General features: G+C 67.4%; 25 protein-coding genes, 1 tRNA gene and 2 pseudogenes. 1 reads left to right on the forward strand and 27 read right to left on the reverse strand.

The window, feature by feature from the left end; genetic code table 11:
• Positions 1–721: 721 nt before the first annotated feature.
• From G5S38_RS13605 to G5S38_RS13705, 22 genes are read right to left on the reverse strand one after another with little or no spacing between them, the layout of a single operon-like run.
• Positions 722–1,429 carry a hypothetical protein gene (locus G5S38_RS13605; protein WP_165069685.1) on the reverse strand — a complete coding sequence of 236 codons (708 nt, stop codon included), beginning with the start codon at positions 1,427–1,429 and terminating at the stop codon, positions 722–724.
• Positions 1,422–1,796, reverse strand: coding sequence for a hypothetical protein (locus G5S38_RS13610; protein ID WP_165069688.1), 375 nt, complete (start codon positions 1,794–1,796; stop codon positions 1,422–1,424). Before G5S38_RS13610 ends, G5S38_RS13605 begins: the two co-directional genes overlap by 8 nt.
• 55 nt (positions 1,797–1,851) lie before the next feature.
• Complete coding sequence (locus G5S38_RS13615) at positions 1,852–2,199, reverse strand: hypothetical protein (protein WP_165069690.1); 348 nt, start codon at positions 2,197–2,199, stop codon at positions 1,852–1,854.
• Between the two features lie 26 nt (positions 2,200–2,225).
• Positions 2,226–2,354, reverse strand: coding sequence for a hypothetical protein (locus G5S38_RS15880; protein WP_268921082.1), 129 nt, complete (start codon positions 2,352–2,354; stop codon positions 2,226–2,228).
• The gene (locus G5S38_RS13620; protein ID WP_165069693.1) at positions 2,351–3,013 is read right to left on the reverse strand and encodes a molecular chaperone DnaJ; all 663 of its coding nucleotides are present in this window, start codon (positions 3,011–3,013) and stop codon (positions 2,351–2,353) included. Before G5S38_RS13620 ends, G5S38_RS15880 begins: the two co-directional genes overlap by 4 nt.
• Positions 3,010–3,468: a hypothetical protein gene (locus G5S38_RS13625; protein ID WP_165069696.1), complete on the reverse strand. Its 459-nt coding sequence runs from the start codon at positions 3,466–3,468 to the stop codon at positions 3,010–3,012. The genes G5S38_RS13620 and G5S38_RS13625 overlap by 4 nt, the downstream gene beginning before the upstream one ends.
• Positions 3,465–5,213, reverse strand: a complete 1,749-nt coding sequence (locus G5S38_RS13630; RefSeq protein ID WP_235929085.1) for an SNF2-related protein — start codon at positions 5,211–5,213, stop codon at positions 3,465–3,467. Before G5S38_RS13630 ends, G5S38_RS13625 begins: the two co-directional genes overlap by 4 nt.
• Entirely contained in the window at positions 5,213–5,620 is a 408-nt protein-coding gene (locus G5S38_RS13635) for a hypothetical protein (protein ID WP_165069701.1), read from the reverse strand. The genes G5S38_RS13630 and G5S38_RS13635 overlap by 1 nt, the downstream gene beginning before the upstream one ends.
• Positions 5,617–7,050: a ParB/RepB/Spo0J family partition protein gene (locus G5S38_RS13640; RefSeq protein ID WP_165069703.1), complete on the reverse strand. Its 1,434-nt coding sequence runs from the start codon at positions 7,048–7,050 to the stop codon at positions 5,617–5,619. The genes G5S38_RS13635 and G5S38_RS13640 overlap by 4 nt, the downstream gene beginning before the upstream one ends.
• Before the next feature lie 28 nt (positions 7,051–7,078).
• Positions 7,079–7,402 carry a DUF3263 domain-containing protein gene (locus G5S38_RS13645; RefSeq protein WP_165069705.1) on the reverse strand — a complete coding sequence of 108 codons (324 nt, stop codon included), beginning with the start codon at positions 7,400–7,402 and terminating at the stop codon, positions 7,079–7,081.
• Complete coding sequence (locus G5S38_RS13650; protein ID WP_235929083.1) at positions 7,399–7,743, reverse strand: VRR-NUC domain-containing protein; 345 nt, start codon at positions 7,741–7,743, stop codon at positions 7,399–7,401. The genes G5S38_RS13645 and G5S38_RS13650 overlap by 4 nt, the downstream gene beginning before the upstream one ends.
• Complete coding sequence (locus G5S38_RS13655) at positions 7,740–8,231, reverse strand: hypothetical protein (RefSeq protein WP_165069707.1); 492 nt, start codon at positions 8,229–8,231, stop codon at positions 7,740–7,742. Before G5S38_RS13655 ends, G5S38_RS13650 begins: the two co-directional genes overlap by 4 nt.
• On the reverse strand, positions 8,228–8,629 hold the full coding sequence (locus G5S38_RS13660; RefSeq protein WP_165069710.1) for a hypothetical protein: 402 nt from the start codon (positions 8,627–8,629) through the stop codon (positions 8,228–8,230). Before G5S38_RS13660 ends, G5S38_RS13655 begins: the two co-directional genes overlap by 4 nt.
• A complete protein-coding gene (locus G5S38_RS13665; RefSeq protein WP_165069711.1) occupies positions 8,562–9,401 on the reverse strand; it encodes a helix-turn-helix domain-containing protein in 840 nt (279 codons plus the stop codon). The genes G5S38_RS13660 and G5S38_RS13665 overlap by 68 nt, the downstream gene beginning before the upstream one ends.
• 59 nt (positions 9,402–9,460) lie before the next feature.
• A complete protein-coding gene (locus G5S38_RS13670) occupies positions 9,461–9,652 on the reverse strand; it encodes a hypothetical protein (RefSeq protein WP_165069713.1) in 192 nt (63 codons plus the stop codon).
• Positions 9,649–9,888: a hypothetical protein gene (locus G5S38_RS13675; RefSeq protein WP_165069716.1), complete on the reverse strand. Its 240-nt coding sequence runs from the start codon at positions 9,886–9,888 to the stop codon at positions 9,649–9,651. The genes G5S38_RS13670 and G5S38_RS13675 overlap by 4 nt, the downstream gene beginning before the upstream one ends.
• 3 nt (positions 9,889–9,891) lie before the next feature.
• Entirely contained in the window at positions 9,892–10,560 is a 669-nt protein-coding gene (locus G5S38_RS13680) for a hypothetical protein (protein WP_165069718.1), read from the reverse strand.
• A 3-nt stretch (positions 10,561–10,563) separates the two neighbouring features.
• Entirely contained in the window at positions 10,564–10,797 is a 234-nt protein-coding gene (locus G5S38_RS13685; RefSeq protein ID WP_165069721.1) for a hypothetical protein, read from the reverse strand.
• Positions 10,797–11,051 carry a hypothetical protein gene (locus G5S38_RS13690; RefSeq protein WP_165069723.1) on the reverse strand — a complete coding sequence of 85 codons (255 nt, stop codon included), beginning with the start codon at positions 11,049–11,051 and terminating at the stop codon, positions 10,797–10,799. Before G5S38_RS13690 ends, G5S38_RS13685 begins: the two co-directional genes overlap by 1 nt.
• Positions 11,048–11,215: a hypothetical protein gene (locus G5S38_RS13695; RefSeq protein WP_165069726.1), complete on the reverse strand. Its 168-nt coding sequence runs from the start codon at positions 11,213–11,215 to the stop codon at positions 11,048–11,050. The genes G5S38_RS13690 and G5S38_RS13695 overlap by 4 nt, the downstream gene beginning before the upstream one ends.
• Entirely contained in the window at positions 11,212–11,916 is a 705-nt protein-coding gene (locus tag G5S38_RS13700; RefSeq protein ID WP_165069727.1) for a phage antirepressor KilAC domain-containing protein, read from the reverse strand. Before G5S38_RS13700 ends, G5S38_RS13695 begins: the two co-directional genes overlap by 4 nt.
• Entirely contained in the window at positions 11,916–12,068 is a 153-nt protein-coding gene (locus G5S38_RS13705) for a hypothetical protein (protein WP_165069729.1), read from the reverse strand. The genes G5S38_RS13700 and G5S38_RS13705 overlap by 1 nt, the downstream gene beginning before the upstream one ends.
• 224 nt (positions 12,069–12,292) lie before the next feature.
• On the opposite strand from G5S38_RS13705, the gene G5S38_RS15730 reads away from it, so the two are divergent.
• A complete protein-coding gene (locus tag G5S38_RS15730) occupies positions 12,293–12,559 on the forward strand; it encodes a hypothetical protein (protein ID WP_235929084.1) in 267 nt (88 codons plus the stop codon).
• A 138-nt stretch (positions 12,560–12,697) separates the two neighbouring features.
• Here the strand turns inward: G5S38_RS15730 and G5S38_RS15975 are convergent.
• The 5 genes and pseudogenes from G5S38_RS15975 to G5S38_RS13730 form a co-directional block, all read right to left on the reverse strand.
• Positions 12,698–12,862: pseudogene (locus G5S38_RS15975) on the reverse strand (helix-turn-helix domain-containing protein); the annotation flags it as partial.
• A 374-nt stretch (positions 12,863–13,236) separates the two neighbouring features.
• Positions 13,237–13,309 (reverse strand) — tRNA-Asn (locus G5S38_RS13715).
• Positions 13,310–13,410: 101 nt separating this feature from the next.
• Positions 13,411–14,280 (reverse strand): ATP-binding cassette domain-containing protein, encoded by an 870-nt coding sequence (locus G5S38_RS13720; RefSeq protein WP_165069733.1) that lies wholly within the window; start codon positions 14,278–14,280, stop codon positions 13,411–13,413.
• Between the two features lie 30 nt (positions 14,281–14,310).
• The gene (gene dnaG, locus G5S38_RS13725) at positions 14,311–16,197 is read right to left on the reverse strand and encodes a DNA primase (RefSeq protein ID WP_165069736.1); all 1,887 of its coding nucleotides are present in this window, start codon (positions 16,195–16,197) and stop codon (positions 14,311–14,313) included.
• A 53-nt stretch (positions 16,198–16,250) separates the two neighbouring features.
• Positions 16,251–16,781: pseudogene (locus tag G5S38_RS13730) on the reverse strand (deoxyguanosinetriphosphate triphosphohydrolase); the annotation flags it as partial.

Genomic DNA, 16,781 nt, shown 5'->3' on the forward strand with positions numbered 1-16,781 from the left:
ATGTGAATAAGGGACAGGCCCGCAGTTATGGCCTAACGGGCCATTCATTCGGGGCGGCCCGGGAGTTCGTGGTGGGCACCCGGCTCAGCTCCGGAGCTGAGTCGGGTGCGCGGGGCGAGGGGTACCGCCTGGCCCCGCCTCGCCGGCCGCGTCCCCCCGGGCGTGGTCGGCGGGTCTGGGTGGTTTGTTGATGGCTCACGGCCAGCGGTGATGGGTTGTGAGTTAGACCGGGCCGGTTCCGCGTGCGTTCCTGCGGGTTACCGGCGGCGTCTCGCCTTGAGAGGTGTCAGCTGTCGTGGCCATCAAGTGTGTGTGGAGCGGGCATGACGCTTCCCGGCGAGCATGCCCGCTCCGCTTCGCCAGGTGCGCCCCACGCGCTCAGGCTGGTGAGCCCCTGGTCTCACCGGCCAACTCCCGAAGTGTTGGTGAGACAACAATGGCGCGTGCCCATAAGTGGGTACGCGCCTTGCCTGAGCAAGATGCTACTCGACGGGTATGCCATCGTTGGATTGATTACGGCGTGTCGGGTTCGATAAGAGCGCCTCGCGATATGCCTCAAGCAGGTCTGAGCGGGCGATGTAGCGACGAACGACGGTCCCCCGAGTGTTTTTGACCTCACGCACCGGCATGCCCTGATCAATCCATCTCTCGATGGTGCGGCGGCTCCGGTTTACCCGGGCTGCCGCACTCTTCACCGTGAAGTACTCGGTGCTATCGGCGTTCACTTCGCGGGTTCGAACCGGGCCGCCCAGGTGGTGCTGGTGTCCATCCACCGCAGCGCCTCCCGGTAGTACTTCGGCGGCACGAACCATCCGCAGTGACCGCACTCGACTCGCACGTCGTAGTGATCCTCCGAGAGCCACGTGCCGGCGACCTCAGCCTCACCGCACACTGGGCAGGCGCGAGACGAGACGAGGCGCTCCGAGCCGGGCGCGGTGGGGTATCGCGACCGCAGAGTGCCGACGATGGCGATGATGTCGTTCTGGTACGCCTCCTGCTGCGGGTGGGTGGCGATGAGCTGCGCTCTGAGCATCAGCCACATCGTGTGCACCTCGACCAATGCTTTCGCGCCTGCCGGAGTCGTGCCAGCGCGGAAACCCTGGGGTTCCCGATCGTTAGACCAGGCGACTACGTTCGGCGCCGGCGGGGCGGTGGGCAGCACCTCCGCCCAGTAGTGCACCCAGTTGATCAGCTGAGCGTAGAGCGCGTCGGAGTCGTCGGCGGCGTCCATGCGCAGCGGTGTCGATGGGTCGGGCGAGGTAGCTCGAGGCATTCCGTCTGACGCGTTGACCAGACCCGGGGTGATCATCGAGCGGATGTGCTCGACGATGCGCGGAGCTGCGGCGAGCGCGGTTCTTGTTCTGTGGGTGCGGAGTCGGGTTTCGGTGGCTTCGTCGGTGGGGAGTGCGGGGGTGGTGTTGTCAGCCACGTGTTGGTCCTTCGATGGGGGTCGGACTGGTGAGTGCTTGGTGGAGTGAGTCGACGAGTATGTCGACGTGGATGTCTCCGAAGATGTCGGGGTCTACGTCGTGGGTGGGTGTGAAGTTGACTGATGCGGTGCGGATGGGGTTGTGGCACGTTTCGATGTCGTAGACGTCGAGGGTGAATCCGGCGGCTTCGATGAGTGGGACTAGCGCGGTTCGGACGAGGTGTCGGAGTACGTCGTGGTGGTCGACCGTTCCCGGTAGGTCTTGGTTGGTGTGGTCCCACCACCAGTCGAAGATGATGTCTCCGTCGTTGAAGCCCCACTTGCTGAGAAGGCAGCTGGCGTCCAGTCGCAAGACGTTGTCGGTCATGACGCTCCGTCGCGCGGGTTGGCGAGCTCAGGCAGTACTTCAGCGTGTGCGGAGGTCATCGGATGCGCCCCTCGTAGATCACGCGCATAGGGTGCCCGTCAGCGAGTTCCGTGGACCGTAGAGGGCTGTTACCCCCGTGAGTCCACCCGCCAGGCATGTGCGAGTTACCGGCACGCTTCGTGCGTGGGCATCCGGCGAAGTCGACGACTACCGAATCAAGCGGGAGAGCATCGAGTTCTTCCACTGTCGTGACGGTTCGACCCTCCGGGGTGGGTGCGGGGCTCGGAGCGACGAGCAAGGCACGAAGGGCGTCGGCCATCGGCACGATTGACCAATCCTCCTGCTCATCGAACGCCTTGAGTGCGCGCACGGCTTCGTCGCGTACTTCGTTGTTCTCGGTCACGTGAGGGTCCTTGGTCTGTGTGGTGTTCATGGCAGGAGGGCGAGTGCTTGGGCGATGCCGTTAATGGTGGCGGTGGTGAGCAGGGTGCTGATGGTGATGACCGTGGGTCGGAGCCATGGGAGTGATGGGTCGGGCTCGATGGGGTGGGTGCTCATCGGGGTCCTTCGAGGATCTGGGCGGCGGCGGTGACGCGGTGGAAGGTGGTGGCGTCTCCCCCGGTGTCTGGGTGGGCTTTGCGTTTCGCGGTCCGGATGGCGTAGGCGATGACGGCGGCGTCGACGGTGTCGAGGGGGGCGGCGGTGCCGTCCTCGCCGCGGGCGGTGGTCATGATGAACTGCCAGGCAGCGTAACGGTCGGAAAAGCCGCCGGACATGGCGGTCGCTTCGATGGCGGCGAATCCGCGGTACTGCTCCCCGCGCTTGGTGACGCCGTACCGATCGACCTTGCGGAGCGCTTCGAGGGCGAGGGCGATCGCGCGGAGGTTGTCCTGCCAGGTGGTGAACGTGTCGCACGGGTACGACAGGTGACCGTGGCGGGAGTCGATCGAGAAGATGACGCCGGGGTGCTCGGGGCGGGCATCCGCGCGGGGGCGACCGTCGAGGCGGAAAGCACCCGGCGGGAGGGCAATGAGCAGCTGCGCGGACCGCTGCTGCGTTGCTGTGTCGACTATCGCGAGGATCTCCCGGTTCAGGGTCTTCAGCGTCGTGGTGAGAGTGGAACTGAACGGCGAGGCGCGACGGTCACCCGCTGCGGTGAGGGTGCCGGGCCACTCGCGGATCGGTGCCACCTGCAGGGTGGTGGGCCAGAGGCTCATCGGAGGCTCCTCTCGCGCTTCCACTGCTGGCAGCGGGCACGGTAAGCGAGGTACTGCTCACGGTCAGTGGCTTCTGGCATCTCGGCTTCGACCTCCTCGGCAATGCGACGGAAAGCCGCGGTCCAGTGTTCGAAGCGGTGGTGCTGCGTCATGATCGGTTCTCCGTCGATCCGGTCAGCACGTTTGCTGAGCTCTTCGGCGAGCGCGTGCAGTTCTGTGGGGTTGAGCACGGCGGTGGCGCCAGCGGTGGAGGTGGCGTCGTGGACGGTGATTGCGGTGTGGCCGGTGACTGACCAGTCGGCGATGGTGATGTGGTCGTGGAAGCTGGTGAGTGGGAGGTGGTAGGCGTGGTCGTCGGGTGGTGGGTTGTAGGCGTTGGGGCGGCTGAGGGGGTCTGGTGTGCGTGCGGGGTGCGGGGTCGGGCGGTTGACGGGGTCGGGGTTGGCCTGGTTCATGATGCGGCTTCCTGTGTGGGGGTGATGCCGAGGATGGATTCGGCGAGGCGGCGTGCGCGGTGGGGGTCGGTGGTGGAGTTGGTGAGGAGCTTCCCGTCTGGGGAGACGATGGGTTCCGCTTGTTGGCGTTTCAGTTGGAGGACGTCCATCAGGGCGGGGTCTGACCCTTCGTCGGAGACGAGGAAGTACACGACGGGTGGGTCGTCGCCCATGCCGTCGCGTCGGAGTCGGCCGATGGCTTGTTCGTGGACTTGTGGGGACCAGTCGAGTTCCCCGAACACGCCGACGCGGGCGGCTTTCTGGAGGCCGTCGACGCCGGCGCCGGAGCGGAGCGACATGATGAGGATGCGGCAGTCGTTCTCGCCGGTGAGGGGTGCGGTGAATGCGTCTTCGGCTTCGGCTTTCTGCTTCGGCGATTCGGTGCCGGTGTACAGGCGGGGGTGGAAGTCGGCGAGGGCTTCCATCCAGATGTTGTAGACGTCGCGGTGCCACCCCCACACGACGAGGCGGTCTTCGCTGTTCAGGAGGAGGCGCACGAACTCGGCGACGTAGGGGGCTTTCGCGACACCGGTGGCCTGGCGGACCTTCCAGTCGATCTCGCCGGCCGCTTCGAAGCGTTCCTTGCTGGTGGCGGTGGAGGAGAGGATCAGCTCGGCGAGGCGGCGGGCGTCCTTCGCGACCTCTTCGAGGGCGGTGGGGTCGACGTCGACGGTGTGCACGTTCTTCACCGTCTTCGGCAGTTCCCTACCGACCTGCTTGCGGGTGCGGCCGATCATCAGCCCGGAGTCGCGCAGGTGCGCGCCGAGCGCTGCCGGGTTTCCGACAGTCATCCGGTCGTTGGACATCTGCATCGCACCCCACTCGCGGGTGAACTCCTCCTTCGTGCCCAGCTCGCCCTTGCGGAGGATGTCGACGATGTTGAACAGTTCCCCGCCGTAGTTGTAGACGGGGGTGGCGGTCGCGCCGACGACGAACGTGGCGTGCTCGGTCAGTTGCGCGGCCGCGCGCCCCTTGTCAGTGGAGACACCGTGGCGGAGCTCCTGCGCTTCGTCGAAGATCACCGAGGACATGTGGCCGGCCAGGTACGGTGCCCACCCGGCGAGCTTCGAGTACGACATGATCGTGACGTCCGCGAAGTTCCCGGTCGCAGCGCGAGGTGACGGGGTGGTCTTCTTCGCGATCTCGTACGTCAGCCACGGGAACGATTCGTCGAGTTCGGTCGCCCACCGACGGGGCAGGTGGGTGGGGGCGATGACCACGGCGGGCAGCGCGTCCGGGTTCACCAGGTTCAGCAGCGACGTGTACGTCTTCCCCAGGCCAACCTCGTCGGCGAGCAGCTGCACCTGACGGGCGCGCAGCAGGTCGACGGCGGTCAGCTGGTAGTCACGTGCCGCCTTCGTGGGGGTGTGCGCGAACTCGGGGCGGCGGTACTCCCCCGCCAGGATCAGCTGCACCTGCTCTTCCTGCTCCCGGTGATCCGCAGCGTCCGCGCCGAGGCGAAGGCGTGAGCGTTCGTCCTCCGGGTCCAGGGGCCACCGTTCCATCAGCCACAGCAGATCTCGCGCCGACTCCTTCGTCGCCGACACGATGATCGCTGACGACCGGGTCGGCTGCACCCGCGAGAACACGCGACGAGCTCGAGCGCGCACCGCCGGTTCGATCGTCATCCGCCAGTGCGCCGGCACCAGCCGACCATCCGACAGGCGACGAGCGTCGCGGTACAGGTACGTGCCGTGCGTGCGCATCACAGTCCGTTCTTGATTAGGGACACCACGTGCACCGAGATGCGGCGAGCGCCGAGGATCTCGGGGACGCGGGAGTGGAGTGCCTTGGTGGTGACGAGGATGAGTTCGTCGATTTCGGGGCAGTTGGCGTATCGGTCGAGTTGTCGGATGACGGCGGCGAGTGACCCTTTCGTTTTCACTTCGATGCCGATCTGCCAGGGGATGGTGGTGCCGGGGTAGGTGCTGGTGTGCATGAGGTCGATGCGGGAGCGGAGGTCGGAGAGCACGACTTCGCGGGTGACGGCGGGATTGCCGGTCGGTGAGTAGAGGCGTTCGTGGAGCGCGGCCTGCAGGTCGTCTTCGGTGGTGTAGGTGAGGTTGGTGGTGATCTCGCGAATGTGCCATTTGAGGGCGGTGCCGGGTCTCATGCGGCGGGCGGGGCTGTGGTGCTGTCGCCCTCGACGGGTTCTGCGGGTGCGGGGGTGGTGTCGGTGAGGATGTTCTTCTCGTGGTCGGAGAGTCCATAGCCCCAGGCGCGCAGTTGGGTGAGGTGCAGGTGGACGAGGGCGTTGCCCTCCATGTCGTAGCGGGAGTCGTACCGTGCGGTGTATCCCTCGAGCGAGTGGAGGACGAGGGCAAGGGTGACGGCCATTGCCATCTTCGGGCGGGTCGAGAGCAGGCCGCGGGCGAACGGGTCGTCGAGCGTGGACAGTCCGAGCCAGTCAAGGACCTTCGCGGGGAGGCTGCTGCCGCCGTAGTACAGCTCGGCGTCGTAGGTGAGGCACCAGGCGATGAAGGTGATGGTGTCGGACGGGAGGGTCGGGCGTTCGAGGAGCTCGCTGACGAATGCCTCGCGGACCTGTGTTGCCTGAGCCGCGGCGGCCGCGTACGCGTCCCGCTCGGCTTCTTCCCGTTCGCGCTCTTCGCGGGCGGCGGCGTCTTCCGGGACGTGCTGGTAGCCGGCGTGCACAAGTGGCACGAACCCGTGCGACTCGGCGTCCTTCACGAAGTGGTCGATGAAGGCCCAGGTCTTCCACCCGGTATCCCCGGCTTCGTACCGTTCACGGACGGCGGCCGCGGCGTCGGGGTTGCCGTGCAGGTCCTCCGGCGTGAGGGCCACGGTCGGGGTCGCGGAGCGCGCCAGGCGACTGATGCTGGTGTAGCCGCCTTCCTTCGGCTGCCCATACGAGGGCAGGTCTGCGAGGCGGTTGATGCCCTCGGCTTCGATCTGCTTGACGAGGGCGGCGCGGTGCTCCTTGAGTTCACGCTTCTTGCGCTGCTCGGCGACGGCGTGCTCGAACTGTGCGGGCTGATTCTCGGCGACCTTGATCAGCGTGGCGACGGCGCTGTTGTCGTCGTCGAATTCGGCGATGACGACTGCCTGGGTGAGGTTGACCTGATGTTCGGTCATCGCGCGGGTGGCGGTCTCGTTGTTCGCGACGGTGATCGCCGCGGTGACGGTGTCCTTCGGGGTGGAGGTGCGCTTGGAGATCTGCGCGGGGGTGAGGCCGAAGAGTGCGAGCTGCTTGAACGCGCCGGCGTGCTCGGCGTCGGTGAGGCCGGTGCGGTGGTCGTTGACGATGAGCTGGTCGACGACGCGTGCCTGGTCGTCGCGGGTGGTGGTGACGATGCAGGGGATGGTGGTGAGTTTCGCTTCGATGGCGGCAAGGGTGCGGCGTTGCCCGTCGAGGATGTCGTAGGTGCCGAGGTCGTTGGCGGTGACAAGGACGGGGGTGATGATGCCGCGGGCCTTGATGGAGGCGAGGAACTCTTTGTCGAGGCGGGTGTCGGTGCGGATGTTCCCGTCGAGTGGGAGCACCAGCTGGTCAGTGGTGAGGTCGAGGAGTTGCTGGGTCATGGGGTGCCTTTCGTGGGGTTGGGCGGGGTTATCGGGTTCGTGGGGTGACCGGGCTGCGGGAAGACAGCGCGCGGGTGCGGGATCGTCGGAGGCGTTCGATGGTGTCGGGGTACCGTTCGGCGGCGGTCGGGCTGTTGACCATCGCGTTGACGAGTTGGTAGTAGCGGGCCTGTCCGATGCCGAGCTCGTCGATCGCGGTCTGCTTCGCGGGGCTGCTGATCGGGTGCGCGAGCTCGAGGTTCACCAGCTCCTGGAACGTGGGCTTCGCGCCGTGCCGGCCGCGGTGATCGGCGGCGTGAGTGCACGGGCGTTCGTCGGGGAACACGTAGTCGCAGCGGCGGAGGTCGGTCATGGCAGCAGCTCCGCATCGATCGCGTTGCTGAACCAGTCCGACGGGCGCCAGATCGCGGCGTCCTGCCCGGCAGCGGTGAGAGCGGCGAGCCACTTCTTCTGGTCCGGGCGGGTGGCCCCGTTCTGCTTCTTCAGTTCCCGGTACAAGCACATGCCGCGGGCGGGGTGGACGAGCACCAGGTCGGGGAAACCAGGCTGCGAGCGCCGGGAGTCGTGGGTGTGGTAGACGAGGAAGCCGAGGCGTTCGGCCATGGCGATGACGACGCGTTGCAGCTGGTCCTCGGTCATGTTGCGCGCCTGCATGGCGTGGTACTCGTCGAGGGTGATGCCTTGGGCGGTCACTGTGCGGTCTCGATGTCTAGGGCGTGGGCGGCGAGGGCTTCTGCGATGTGGCGCGCTTCGGTGGGGGTGAGTCCGGTTGAGCTGCTGTAGTCGCCGTCGCGGACGGTGAGGGAGATGAGGCCGGCGCCGTTTTGGAGGTCGACCCAGTAGCCGACGTCGACTTGGTCGCGCGGGTAGCTGTCGGGGATGATCGTCGACGTCGGGCTTCCCGAAGGCAGGGTCGGTACCGAAGTGGGGGCCTCGGCAGTGGCGGGCTTCCGCTCGATGAAGACGCGTTCGGTGGGTGCGAACGAGAGGGTCAGGTCGTGGCGTTCTTCGACGGCGACGATGATGGTGCGCCGTTCGGGGTTGTTGGTGACGGTGGCGATGGTGAAGCGGAGGTCTTCGCGGGGCCGGCGGGAGGCGGGGAAGCCCATGCGGGGCACGAGGATGATGTTGCCGATCTCGGTGTGGATCTGGTTCGCGGGGATCCAGTAGGTGTCGGTCATGGCTGCTTCCCGATGGGGGCGGTGAGTGCGCCGAGGGAGAGCATCGCGGGGCGCTCTCCGGTCGCGAGGAAGTGGGGGCGGTCCTCGGGGAACCGGGTGCACTGGTGGCAGTCGCCGTCCGGCCCGAGGATGTAGCCCTCGTGGATGTCGCACTGCGTCTGCTCGAGCGGCTTCAGTGCGGCGGACTGCCGGCGGGCGGCGAGCTGCTGGGTGACGGAGCCGGGTTCGAAGTACTTGCCGGCCTGGGTGAGGCGGTGCTGACGCAGCGCCCAGACGGCGTCGTCGTAGTCGATGTGCCCTAGGAGCTTGGTCCAGAGCATGATCGCGGGGTCAGTGACCTGGCGGTTGTCCACCACTGATGCCTCGATCAAGAGCTGCTCGGTCTGCTGGCTGTCCATCTGGTCCTCCGTATCTCTGCTGGTATCGGGCTAGGGCTACTTCTGCGTTGGTGAGTTTCCGGGGCGGCGGCGATGGTGGCTGACCGGGTGCGGGGATCTCGTCGTGCCACCGCTCGGCGTTGAGCCAGGTCGCGGCGTGCGGGATCTTCTCCAGCGGGCGGCGCTCGGTGACCTGCCAGTGCTGGGCCGCGGCTTTCGCTGCGGCGGTGAGGCGTTCAGCGAAAAGCGGACGGAGGTGCGGGGACTGGTGTTTCTTCAGCGCTCGGGTGAATGCGGCCAGCGCGTCTTTGCGGTCGACCTTGCGTGGCCAGGCTGCCCAGAAGATCGCGAACAGATCCTCGATCGAGTCCTGCTGAGGCACGTCCTCATCGACGATGAGGGTTAGTTCTTCTTGCTCTTGCTTCTTAAGGTTCTTGGTAGACAGAAGAGCGGGCATATTCGCCCGGTCTGATTGGGTGTTTTCGCCCGCTCCATTGGGCATATTCGCCCGGTCGACCGGGCGAGCACTGATGATGGGGCGGTAGCTTTTCCGGCGGTCATGGTTGCCGTTCAGACGGTGCTCGGCATCCGCGATGAAGCCGTTGTCGATGAGGTAACGGATGCTGTGCTTCACCTGGTCAGGGGTGAGTCCGGTCTCCTCCGCGATGTCCTCACGGGTGGCCGGCCACCAGATGCCGTCGTCGGTGGTGTGCGTGACCGCTGTGGGGGTCTGGCAGCGGAACTGGATGCGCGTCCACACCAGCGCGTTGTTCGCGCCTCCGAGGCGCTTCACGAGGGCAGCTCGGACCATGATGAAGTCGGAGGCGGTGACCTCGCTGAGGGGCACTCCGGTCATTTCCCGTACACCCTCCTGGTCACGTAGGCCATGGCCTCGGTCCACGTCTTGAAGACCAGGCCCTTGCGGCGCCGGCCGAGATCCGCGAACACGTGCGCGCCGACCGGTTGGGCATACCACTTGCGGCCGTTCAGGGTCGGGCGCACCTCCCACCGGTCCTCACGCGTCGCATCGCGTCTCGGGTTCATGCGGCGAGCGCTTCCTGTTGACGTTGTGCGGCGCGTGCGTCGCGGCGTCGTTCGTTGGCTGCGCGGCGGGCGGCGTCCTTGATGAGTTGGCGCTCGAGGAGGCGGTCGATGAGTGGTGCGTCGAGTTCGTGGAGGGCGACGGTGGCGAGGTGTTCGAGGTAGTTGGGGGTGCGGCCGCAGGTGCAGGTGTGGCCGGCCGCGTCGATGGCGATGAGGGTGTGTTCGGTGATGTCCATGGGTTAGGCCTCCTCTGCGGTGGTGTGGGCTTCTGTGAGCAGCTGCTCGAGGTGGTCGATGCGATGTTGGAGGCGGGCGACGGTGGACGCTTTGGGTCCGTGTGCGGGTGGTGGGGTGGGGTCGCCGTCGATGTCGTCCCAGCTGAAGGGGCCGATCCAGTTGTGGTGTTCGGCGAGGGCGCGTGCTCGGTGGTGTCCGCGGGCGAGGGGTGTGCCGCCGGCGGGTGAGCGTGGTTGCAGCTTCAGGCGGTTGAACACGTCGGTGATGGTCTGGTCGGTGCGGTATTGGATGCCGGCGGGCGGGTCGATGAGGAGCCACCAGATGGCGTCGACGTTGAAGTTGGTGTGCTGCGCGAGCTCGTGTGGGGTGTAGCCCATCCAGGTGAGTGCCTGCAGGCGGCGTGACGCTGCGCGGGCGGCGACGAGCACGATGGGTGCGGCCGGCCTCGGGGCTGGTGCGGGCCGCGGCTTAGGTTCGGGGGTCAGGTTGACCTGGGCGGGTAGTGCTGTTTCGGCGGCCGCGGCGGTGCGCTCGGCGCGGGTCTTGAGGCGCTTGCGTTCGCGCTGGTAAGCGTTGATGGCGTCCTTGCAGAGACGGCAGCGGCATCCGTAGGTGTAGCCGGTGGTGGTGCCGTGGCGGTAGCCCGGGTCGTCGGGTTGGAGGCGGGGCATGGGTCAGTCCTTCCCGCTTGAGCGCTGGCTGAGCGCGTCGTCGATGACGCTGGCGACGGTGCGCAGGATGGGCTGGCAGCGGGGGCAGGTGACCATGCCCGTGTCGGGGTCGATCGACCAGTGGCGGGCGAAGAAGTACTCGAGGGTGAGGGTCGCGCCGGCGCCCGTGCCGTGGGTGATGCTGGTCGGGCAGAAGTCGCAGATGAGGGTGGTCGTGGTGACCTTGACGACGGGCATTAGCATTCCTGTTCGTTGACGACGCGGGACAGGCGGGCGATGACGTCGATGAGCATGTTGATGGCGTGCTCGTCGCAGAAGGACCCGGTGATGGTGACTCCGGTGTCGGGGTCGGAGTTCACCTGGATCTGCACGACGGCCTGCGGGATGGTGGCTGCGGCGACGGGGTCGGTGGGCATCTTGTCGGTGAGGTGGCCGACGCCGACGAAGGACAGCTGGTAGCGGTGCCCGACGAGCACGTTCACGGCGGTCATGCGTTGCGCCGCATCAGGAGGGTGGTGACGATTGCGAGCAGGAGGCCGGCGGTGAGGCCGAGGAGCTGCCACCCGGCGGCTTCGGTGGCGATCGCGGTGAGTGCGGCCCACACGTAGAGGGTGAGCGCTGCGGCGAGGGTGGTGCGGACGATGCGGCGGGTCATGAGCGTGCCTCCGTGATCGAGATGGGGAGCGTCATCGCTCCGGTTCCGCCGAGCCAGGTGTGCAGCTTCTCGACGCCGTGTGGGGTTATGCAGATCTGCGGGTACAGCTGCTGCGAGGCGGGGATGCGGACGTCGGTGACGACGAGGAGCCCGGCGAGCAGGATGTCGTTGTGCGGGAGCCAGGTGTCGCCGTCGCGGTAGATCCATCCGCGCTGCTCGAGCGTCGCGAACAGGCCGGTGCGGGTGAGGCGCTGCAGGGATGGGTCGGTGGAGAGGATGCGGGCGGCGTCCTCGACGGAGTACCAGGTGGGTGCGGCGGGGCGGGCGACGGTGGGCGTGAGGTCCGCGACGACGCGGGTGGCGGATGCGGTGACCTTCTCGATGCCGATGACGTGCACCTGGTGGATGAGCCCGTCGATCCACTGCAGGAACGCTGCGTAGATCGGGTCGGTGCTGTTGTTGACCGGGGCGAGGACATCGGCGAGGTGCTGGCGGTTCCAGGCGATCGCGCGGGCGTGCTCGTGCAGCGGTGTGCCGGTGTGCTTCGGGTCCGCGGCGATCTCGCCCATGGGGGTGACGCCGATGGCTTCGAGGACGTCGCGGGCGATGAAGGCGATCTGGCCGGCGCGGATGGTCATGCACACGTCGACGCGGTGGGTGGCCCACCGGTACGGGAGGATCGCGATGTCGGAGGTGGGCATCAGCTGGCCCGGTGACGTCGGCGGGTGGGGACCGGGGCGGCGAGCGCGGTCACTCTCTTGTGGAGGAGGATCACGTTCGTGGCGACGAGGACGAGGGCGCAGCAGTTGAAGGTGAGCGCGATGATGATGAGCACCAGGTTGACGTCGTTCATCGCTGGCCTCGTTCGATGCGTCCGAGGAGGATGAACATGCCGCAGCCGACTGCGATCATGACGACGCAGAAGACGGTGATGAAGATGGTGGCCATGACGGCGTCCTTCCGTGGGGTGGGAGGTTCCGCGTCGGCGACGACACGGACAGTGGGTTACTGAGGTGTCGGGAAGGTGGTGGGTGTTGCGGCGCCTGTGATGGCGGGTGCGGTGGCTAGGCTCAGCTCATGAATCCGCTGCTGTTCGTCCTGTTCGGCCTCATTGCCGGCGGTGTGCTCGTGCTCATCGCTCGCGATCGCGGGAAAGCTGACGGTCGTGCCCGATCGGTTGCCGCTGGAGGCGCTGGCCTGGTGCTTCTGCTCACCGTGCTGATCTTCAGCGGCGTGTTCAGTGGAGACTCGGCGCAGGTCATCGTGACCACCGTCTACCTGCTGCTCGTCGCCGTCATGTTCGGCGCGACGTGGGTCACCTATCGGGGGGTCAGTCGTAACTGAGGTCACGGGCGTCCCGCCTGCACTCGTCCGGGGGGAACCGAGTGCAGGCGGAACCGTGCTCACCGACGCTGTAGGTGGGGGGACCTGAGCATCGGTGGTGTCCCCCTGTGAGGGGGAACTCTGTGGTGACAGGAGACGTGCGAGCTCGGTGCGGCGGATGCGCACACGACCGGCCTTGCCGATCTTCTGCGCGCTGATCTCGCCGCGATCGATGTAGCGTTCGACGGTGCGGGTGCTGATGCGGAGCTCGTCTGCGAACTCCCGCTTCGTCATCAGGTCGTCGTAACTATCACGGTCTCTCATAACTCAGGACGGTATAACGCCGCGTCATACTTTGTCAAACTTCGTCGGGGTACGCCGGTTCGTCACCTGTATAGGGTTGCGTCATTTTCTTGACGTTATGTCGCGCGTTGTCGTAGTCTGACGACATGACAAACACCGACCTGGGTCTCTCACCCGAAGAGAAGCCTGGCGCCAACCTTGATCAGGTCATTGGCGCGAACATTCACACGCTCATGTGGCGTAACCAAGACAGTCAGTCCAAGATCGCGCCGATGTGGGGCATGACCCAAGCCGCACTCAGCCTCAAGCTGCGTGGAAAGCGACCGTGGTTCGCTGCGGAGATAGATGCAGCCGCGCGTCACTATCGAGTGACGCGCGACGCACTATTCATGAAGCTCCTCGACTTGGACTCGAACCAAGAACCTGCCGATTAACAGTCGGCTGCTCTGCCAATTGAGCTATCGAGGATTGCTGAAACAGCAGGGTTCAGCTTATCAGTGCGAGCGACTTCACCAAATCGAGGGCGGCTCCGCGCCCGGCGCGACGAACGGCAACGGCAACGGCAACGGTCACAGGGTCATCGGCAGCGTCTGGCTGCGCACGGCCCTGGCGAGCTGCTTGAGGTATGGATGCTCCGGCGCCGCGACCAGCAGCTCCAGCGGTCCTACGCCGATGATCACGCCGTCATGCACCACGGCGATGCGGCGGGCCACGTGGCGGATCACCGCGAGGTCGCTGCTCACCACGATGGCCGAGAACCGGCGCTCCGACTGCAGTTCGGGAATGACGTCGAGCACGTCGCCGCGCAGCGTGAAGTCGACCCCGCGCAGCGGCTCATCGGCGATCAGCAAGGTCGGCTCGAGGATGAGCGCCCGCGCGAGGGCGACCCGCTGGCGCTGCCCGCTGCTCAGTTCGTGCAGCGGTCGATCGAGCGCCGACAGCGGCAAGTGTACGGCGTCGATGAGGGTGGCGACGGCTTGCCCCGCTTCCCGCCGGTCGAACCGACGGTCGCGCTGGTAGATCGGCTCGGCGACGGTCTCGGCGACGGTCAGGCCCGGCGACAGGCGTTGCACGCCGTCTTGCGCGAGGTAGCCGACCTCGAGGGCGAGGTCTTCGCGTTCACGCTGCGTGATGCGGCGCATGTCGTAGCCGCACACCGTCAGGCTGCCGCCGACGATGTCGGGCACGCGGTCGGGTTGCAGTCCCCCGGCAGATCCGCCGCCCGTGGTGCTGCTCACCCCGGCGACGGTGGCGGCCAGTGTCGACTTGCCCGACCCCGAGTCGCCGATGATGCCGAGGATCTCCCCGTCGAGCAGGTCGAAGCTGATGCCCTTGACCGCCCGGTGTCGTGCGCCGGTGCCGTCTGGCCGGTACTCGATCGAGACGTCTCTGGCGTCGACGATCCTGGCGCGCCGCGTCGGCTGCCCACCCTCAGTCATGCGGGGCACCCCTGCGCTCGGCGACACGGGTCACTGGAATGACTCCTCACGGAGCTGCCGCCTCTCCTGCTCGACGTTCATCAGTTCGCGCTGCAACTCGCGCGACCGTTCGGGGTCGCCCTCGATGCGCTGCAGGCTGCCGAGCAACTCGCTCTTGCGCCTGACCAGGTCGCGGTCGATGAGCTCGGAGACCACCCCGCGGCAGTACCCGGGCAGCCGGGAGTCGTCCTTGACCGGCAGCGGCGCGACACCGAGCTCCTTGACCAGGGTGGCGAACTGCAGCGGCACCTCACCGATGACCCGGTCGAGCCATGCCGGGGTGTTCCAGGCGTCCATGCTGGCCGCCACCCCCGTCATGACGACCGCGAGCGATTCGGTGGCGAAAGCGACCGTGGTCGCGCGCTGCGCGAGCGCGGCATCCACCGCCTCAGGGTGCTGCAGCATGGCCATCAGGGCGTCTTTCTCGAGACGCGTCGTGAGGTCGCCGCCGAGGTCGTGCATCGATGGCCCGGTGGGCTGGTGCTCGGCCGACTCGGCATCGCCGGACTCGCGCGATGGCGCGGCGGTGCCCTGCTCGGGCTTGCTGCGGGAGGCGGATGCCACGGCGCGGCCCACCTCGGTGGGGTCGGTTCCGAGCCAGCGGGCCAGCATGCGCACGTAGCCGACGGTGAGCGCCTGGTCGCGGATGCCCGCGACCACCGGGGCCGCTGCCCGCAACGCGGCGGTGCGCCCCTCAACGGTGTCGAGGTCGTGGGCGTCGAGCACGCGCCGCACCATGAACTCGAACATGGGCTTCTTGGTCTGCACGAGGCGGCGCACGGCGTCGTCGCCGCGCTTGAGCCGGAGGTCGCACGGGTCGAGCCCGTCGGGGGCGACCGCCACGAAGGTCTGCGCGGCGAAACGCTGCTCCTCGCCGAACGCGCGGCTCGCGGCCTTCTGGCCCGCCTCGTCGGGATCGAAGGTGAAGATCACCTCGCCGAGGCCACGGGTGTTGACGTTGTCGATGTCGCCCAGCATCCGTCGGACGACCTTGATGTGGTCGACCCCGAACGATGTGCCACAGGTGGCGACGGCGGTGGTGACGCCGGCGAGGTGGCAGGCCATCACATCGGTGTAGCCCTCGACGAGCACCACCTGGCGCCCGCGGGAGATGTCGCGCTTGGCGAGGTCGAGCCCGTAGAGCACCGACGACTTGTGGTAGACCGGCGTCTCGGGGGTGTTGAGGTACTTGGGGCCCTGGTCGTCATCGAGCAGCTTGCGCGCGCCGAAGCCGAGGGTCTGGCCGGTGACGTCACGGATCGGCCAGATGAGGCGCCCGCGGAACCGGTCGTACACCCCGCGGTCACCCTGCCCGAGGAGCCCGGCGGTGACGAGTTCTTCGTCGGTGTAGCCGAGGGTGCGCAGGTGCGTGCCGAGCGCGGTGTACGACTTGGGGGCGAAGCCGACGCCGAAGTGCTGCGCGGCCGCCGGGTCGAAGCCGCGCTCACCGAGGAAGACCCGGCCGGGCTCGGCCTCCGGGGTGCCGAGCTGGGCGGCGAAGAACTCGGCGGCGGCCTGGTTGGCGGCGAGAATTCTGGCGCGATTGCCGTGCTCGGATGCCGCCTGCCCGCCGTCTTCGTAGCGCAGCTCGTAACCCACCCGCGCGGCCATGCGCTCGACCGCCTCGGTGAAGGTCATGTGGTCCATGCGCTGCAGGAACGTGAAGATGTCGCCGTCTTCACCGCAGCCGAAGCAGTGGTAGCGGCCGACCTGCGGGCGCACGTGGAAGCTGGGGCTGCGCTCGTCGTGGAACGGGCACAGGCCCTTCATCGAGCCGACGCCCGCGGTCTTGAGGGCGACGTAGTCTCCGACGATGTCGGCGATGTTCACCCGCGCGCGAACCTCGTCGATATCGCTACGTCGTATGAGGCCGGGCACGGGGCAATTCTATGGTCGGCCGCTGACGTGTCAGACGGGGCTGGGCCACCCGGTCAGCCAACGAGGCGGGTGTGCCAGGCCACGGCGGACTGGTCGGTCAGCGAGGCGACCTGGTCGACGACGGCGCGGCGGCGGGCGGCATCCGTTCTCGCATCGTTCCAGTCGCCGGCGAACCCGGGTTCGAGCTCTGACGGGCCGCGTTCCCACAGCACGTCGGCGAGGTCGATGAGGATCTCGCGCTGCTGCAGGTAGAGCGGCTGGCGGGTGTTCTTCGACATCACGAAGGCGGCGACGATGCCCTTGAGCACGGCGATCTCCGCCTCGACCTCGCGGGGCACGACCACGTCGGCGCCGAACCGCGCGATGCGGTCGGCGTGCGGGGCGGCCTCGAGCGTGGCGCGGGTGGCATCGGCGGCGAACCGGCCGATGAGCGTGCTGGTGAGGTTCTTGAGGCGGGCGTGCGCCTGGCGGCTGCCGTCCCACGCGTCGATCCACACGTCGAGCGAGGCGAGGCGGGCGGACGCGGCGGGCACGTTGCCGGGGCCGGTCCCCCCCCCCGATCCCACGCACATCGACACGCAGAG

It is taken from the genome of Marisediminicola senii (assembly GCF_011057645.1).
Taxonomy (GTDB): domain Bacteria; phylum Actinomycetota; class Actinomycetes; order Actinomycetales; family Microbacteriaceae; genus Marisediminicola; species Marisediminicola senii.

Coding starts and splice junctions, on each gene's coding strand:
- G5S38_RS13610 (WP_165069688.1), bottom strand. CDS start 1,796: ATGACCGACAACGTCTTGCGACTGGACGCCAGCTGCCTTCTCAGCAAG.
- G5S38_RS15880 (WP_268921082.1), bottom strand. CDS start 2,354: ATGAGCACCCACCCCATCGAGCCCGACCCATCACTCCCATGGCTCCGA.
- G5S38_RS13620 (WP_165069693.1), bottom strand. CDS start 3,013: ATGAGCCTCTGGCCCACCACCCTGCAGGTGGCACCGATCCGCGAGTGG.
- G5S38_RS13625 (WP_165069696.1), bottom strand. CDS start 3,468: ATGAACCAGGCCAACCCCGACCCCGTCAACCGCCCGACCCCGCACCCC.
- G5S38_RS13630 (WP_235929085.1), bottom strand. CDS start 5,213: ATGCGCACGCACGGCACGTACCTGTACCGCGACGCTCGTCGCCTGTCG.
- G5S38_RS13635 (WP_165069701.1), bottom strand. CDS start 5,620: ATGAGACCCGGCACCGCCCTCAAATGGCACATTCGCGAGATCACCACC.
- G5S38_RS13640 (WP_165069703.1), bottom strand. CDS start 7,050: ATGACCCAGCAACTCCTCGACCTCACCACTGACCAGCTGGTGCTCCCA.
- G5S38_RS13645 (WP_165069705.1), bottom strand. CDS start 7,402: ATGACCGACCTCCGCCGCTGCGACTACGTGTTCCCCGACGAACGCCCG.
- G5S38_RS13655 (WP_165069707.1), bottom strand. CDS start 8,231: ATGACCGACACCTACTGGATCCCCGCGAACCAGATCCACACCGAGATC.
- G5S38_RS13660 (WP_165069710.1), bottom strand. CDS start 8,629: ATGGACAGCCAGCAGACCGAGCAGCTCTTGATCGAGGCATCAGTGGTG.
- G5S38_RS13670 (WP_165069713.1), bottom strand. CDS start 9,652: ATGAACCCGAGACGCGATGCGACGCGTGAGGACCGGTGGGAGGTGCGC.
- G5S38_RS13675 (WP_165069716.1), bottom strand. CDS start 9,888: ATGGACATCACCGAACACACCCTCATCGCCATCGACGCGGCCGGCCAC.
- G5S38_RS13680 (WP_165069718.1), bottom strand. CDS start 10,560: ATGCCCCGCCTCCAACCCGACGACCCGGGCTACCGCCACGGCACCACC.
- G5S38_RS13685 (WP_165069721.1), bottom strand. CDS start 10,797: ATGCCCGTCGTCAAGGTCACCACGACCACCCTCATCTGCGACTTCTGC.
- G5S38_RS13690 (WP_165069723.1), bottom strand. CDS start 11,051: ATGACCGCCGTGAACGTGCTCGTCGGGCACCGCTACCAGCTGTCCTTC.
- G5S38_RS13695 (WP_165069726.1), bottom strand. CDS start 11,215: ATGACCCGCCGCATCGTCCGCACCACCCTCGCCGCAGCGCTCACCCTC.
- G5S38_RS13700 (WP_165069727.1), bottom strand. CDS start 11,916: ATGCCCACCTCCGACATCGCGATCCTCCCGTACCGGTGGGCCACCCAC.
- G5S38_RS13705 (WP_165069729.1), bottom strand. CDS start 12,068: ATGAACGACGTCAACCTGGTGCTCATCATCATCGCGCTCACCTTCAAC.
- G5S38_RS15730 (WP_235929084.1), top strand. CDS start 12,293: ATGAATCCGCTGCTGTTCGTCCTGTTCGGCCTCATTGCCGGCGGTGTG.
- G5S38_RS13720 (WP_165069733.1), bottom strand. CDS start 14,280: ATGACTGAGGGTGGGCAGCCGACGCGGCGCGCCAGGATCGTCGACGCC.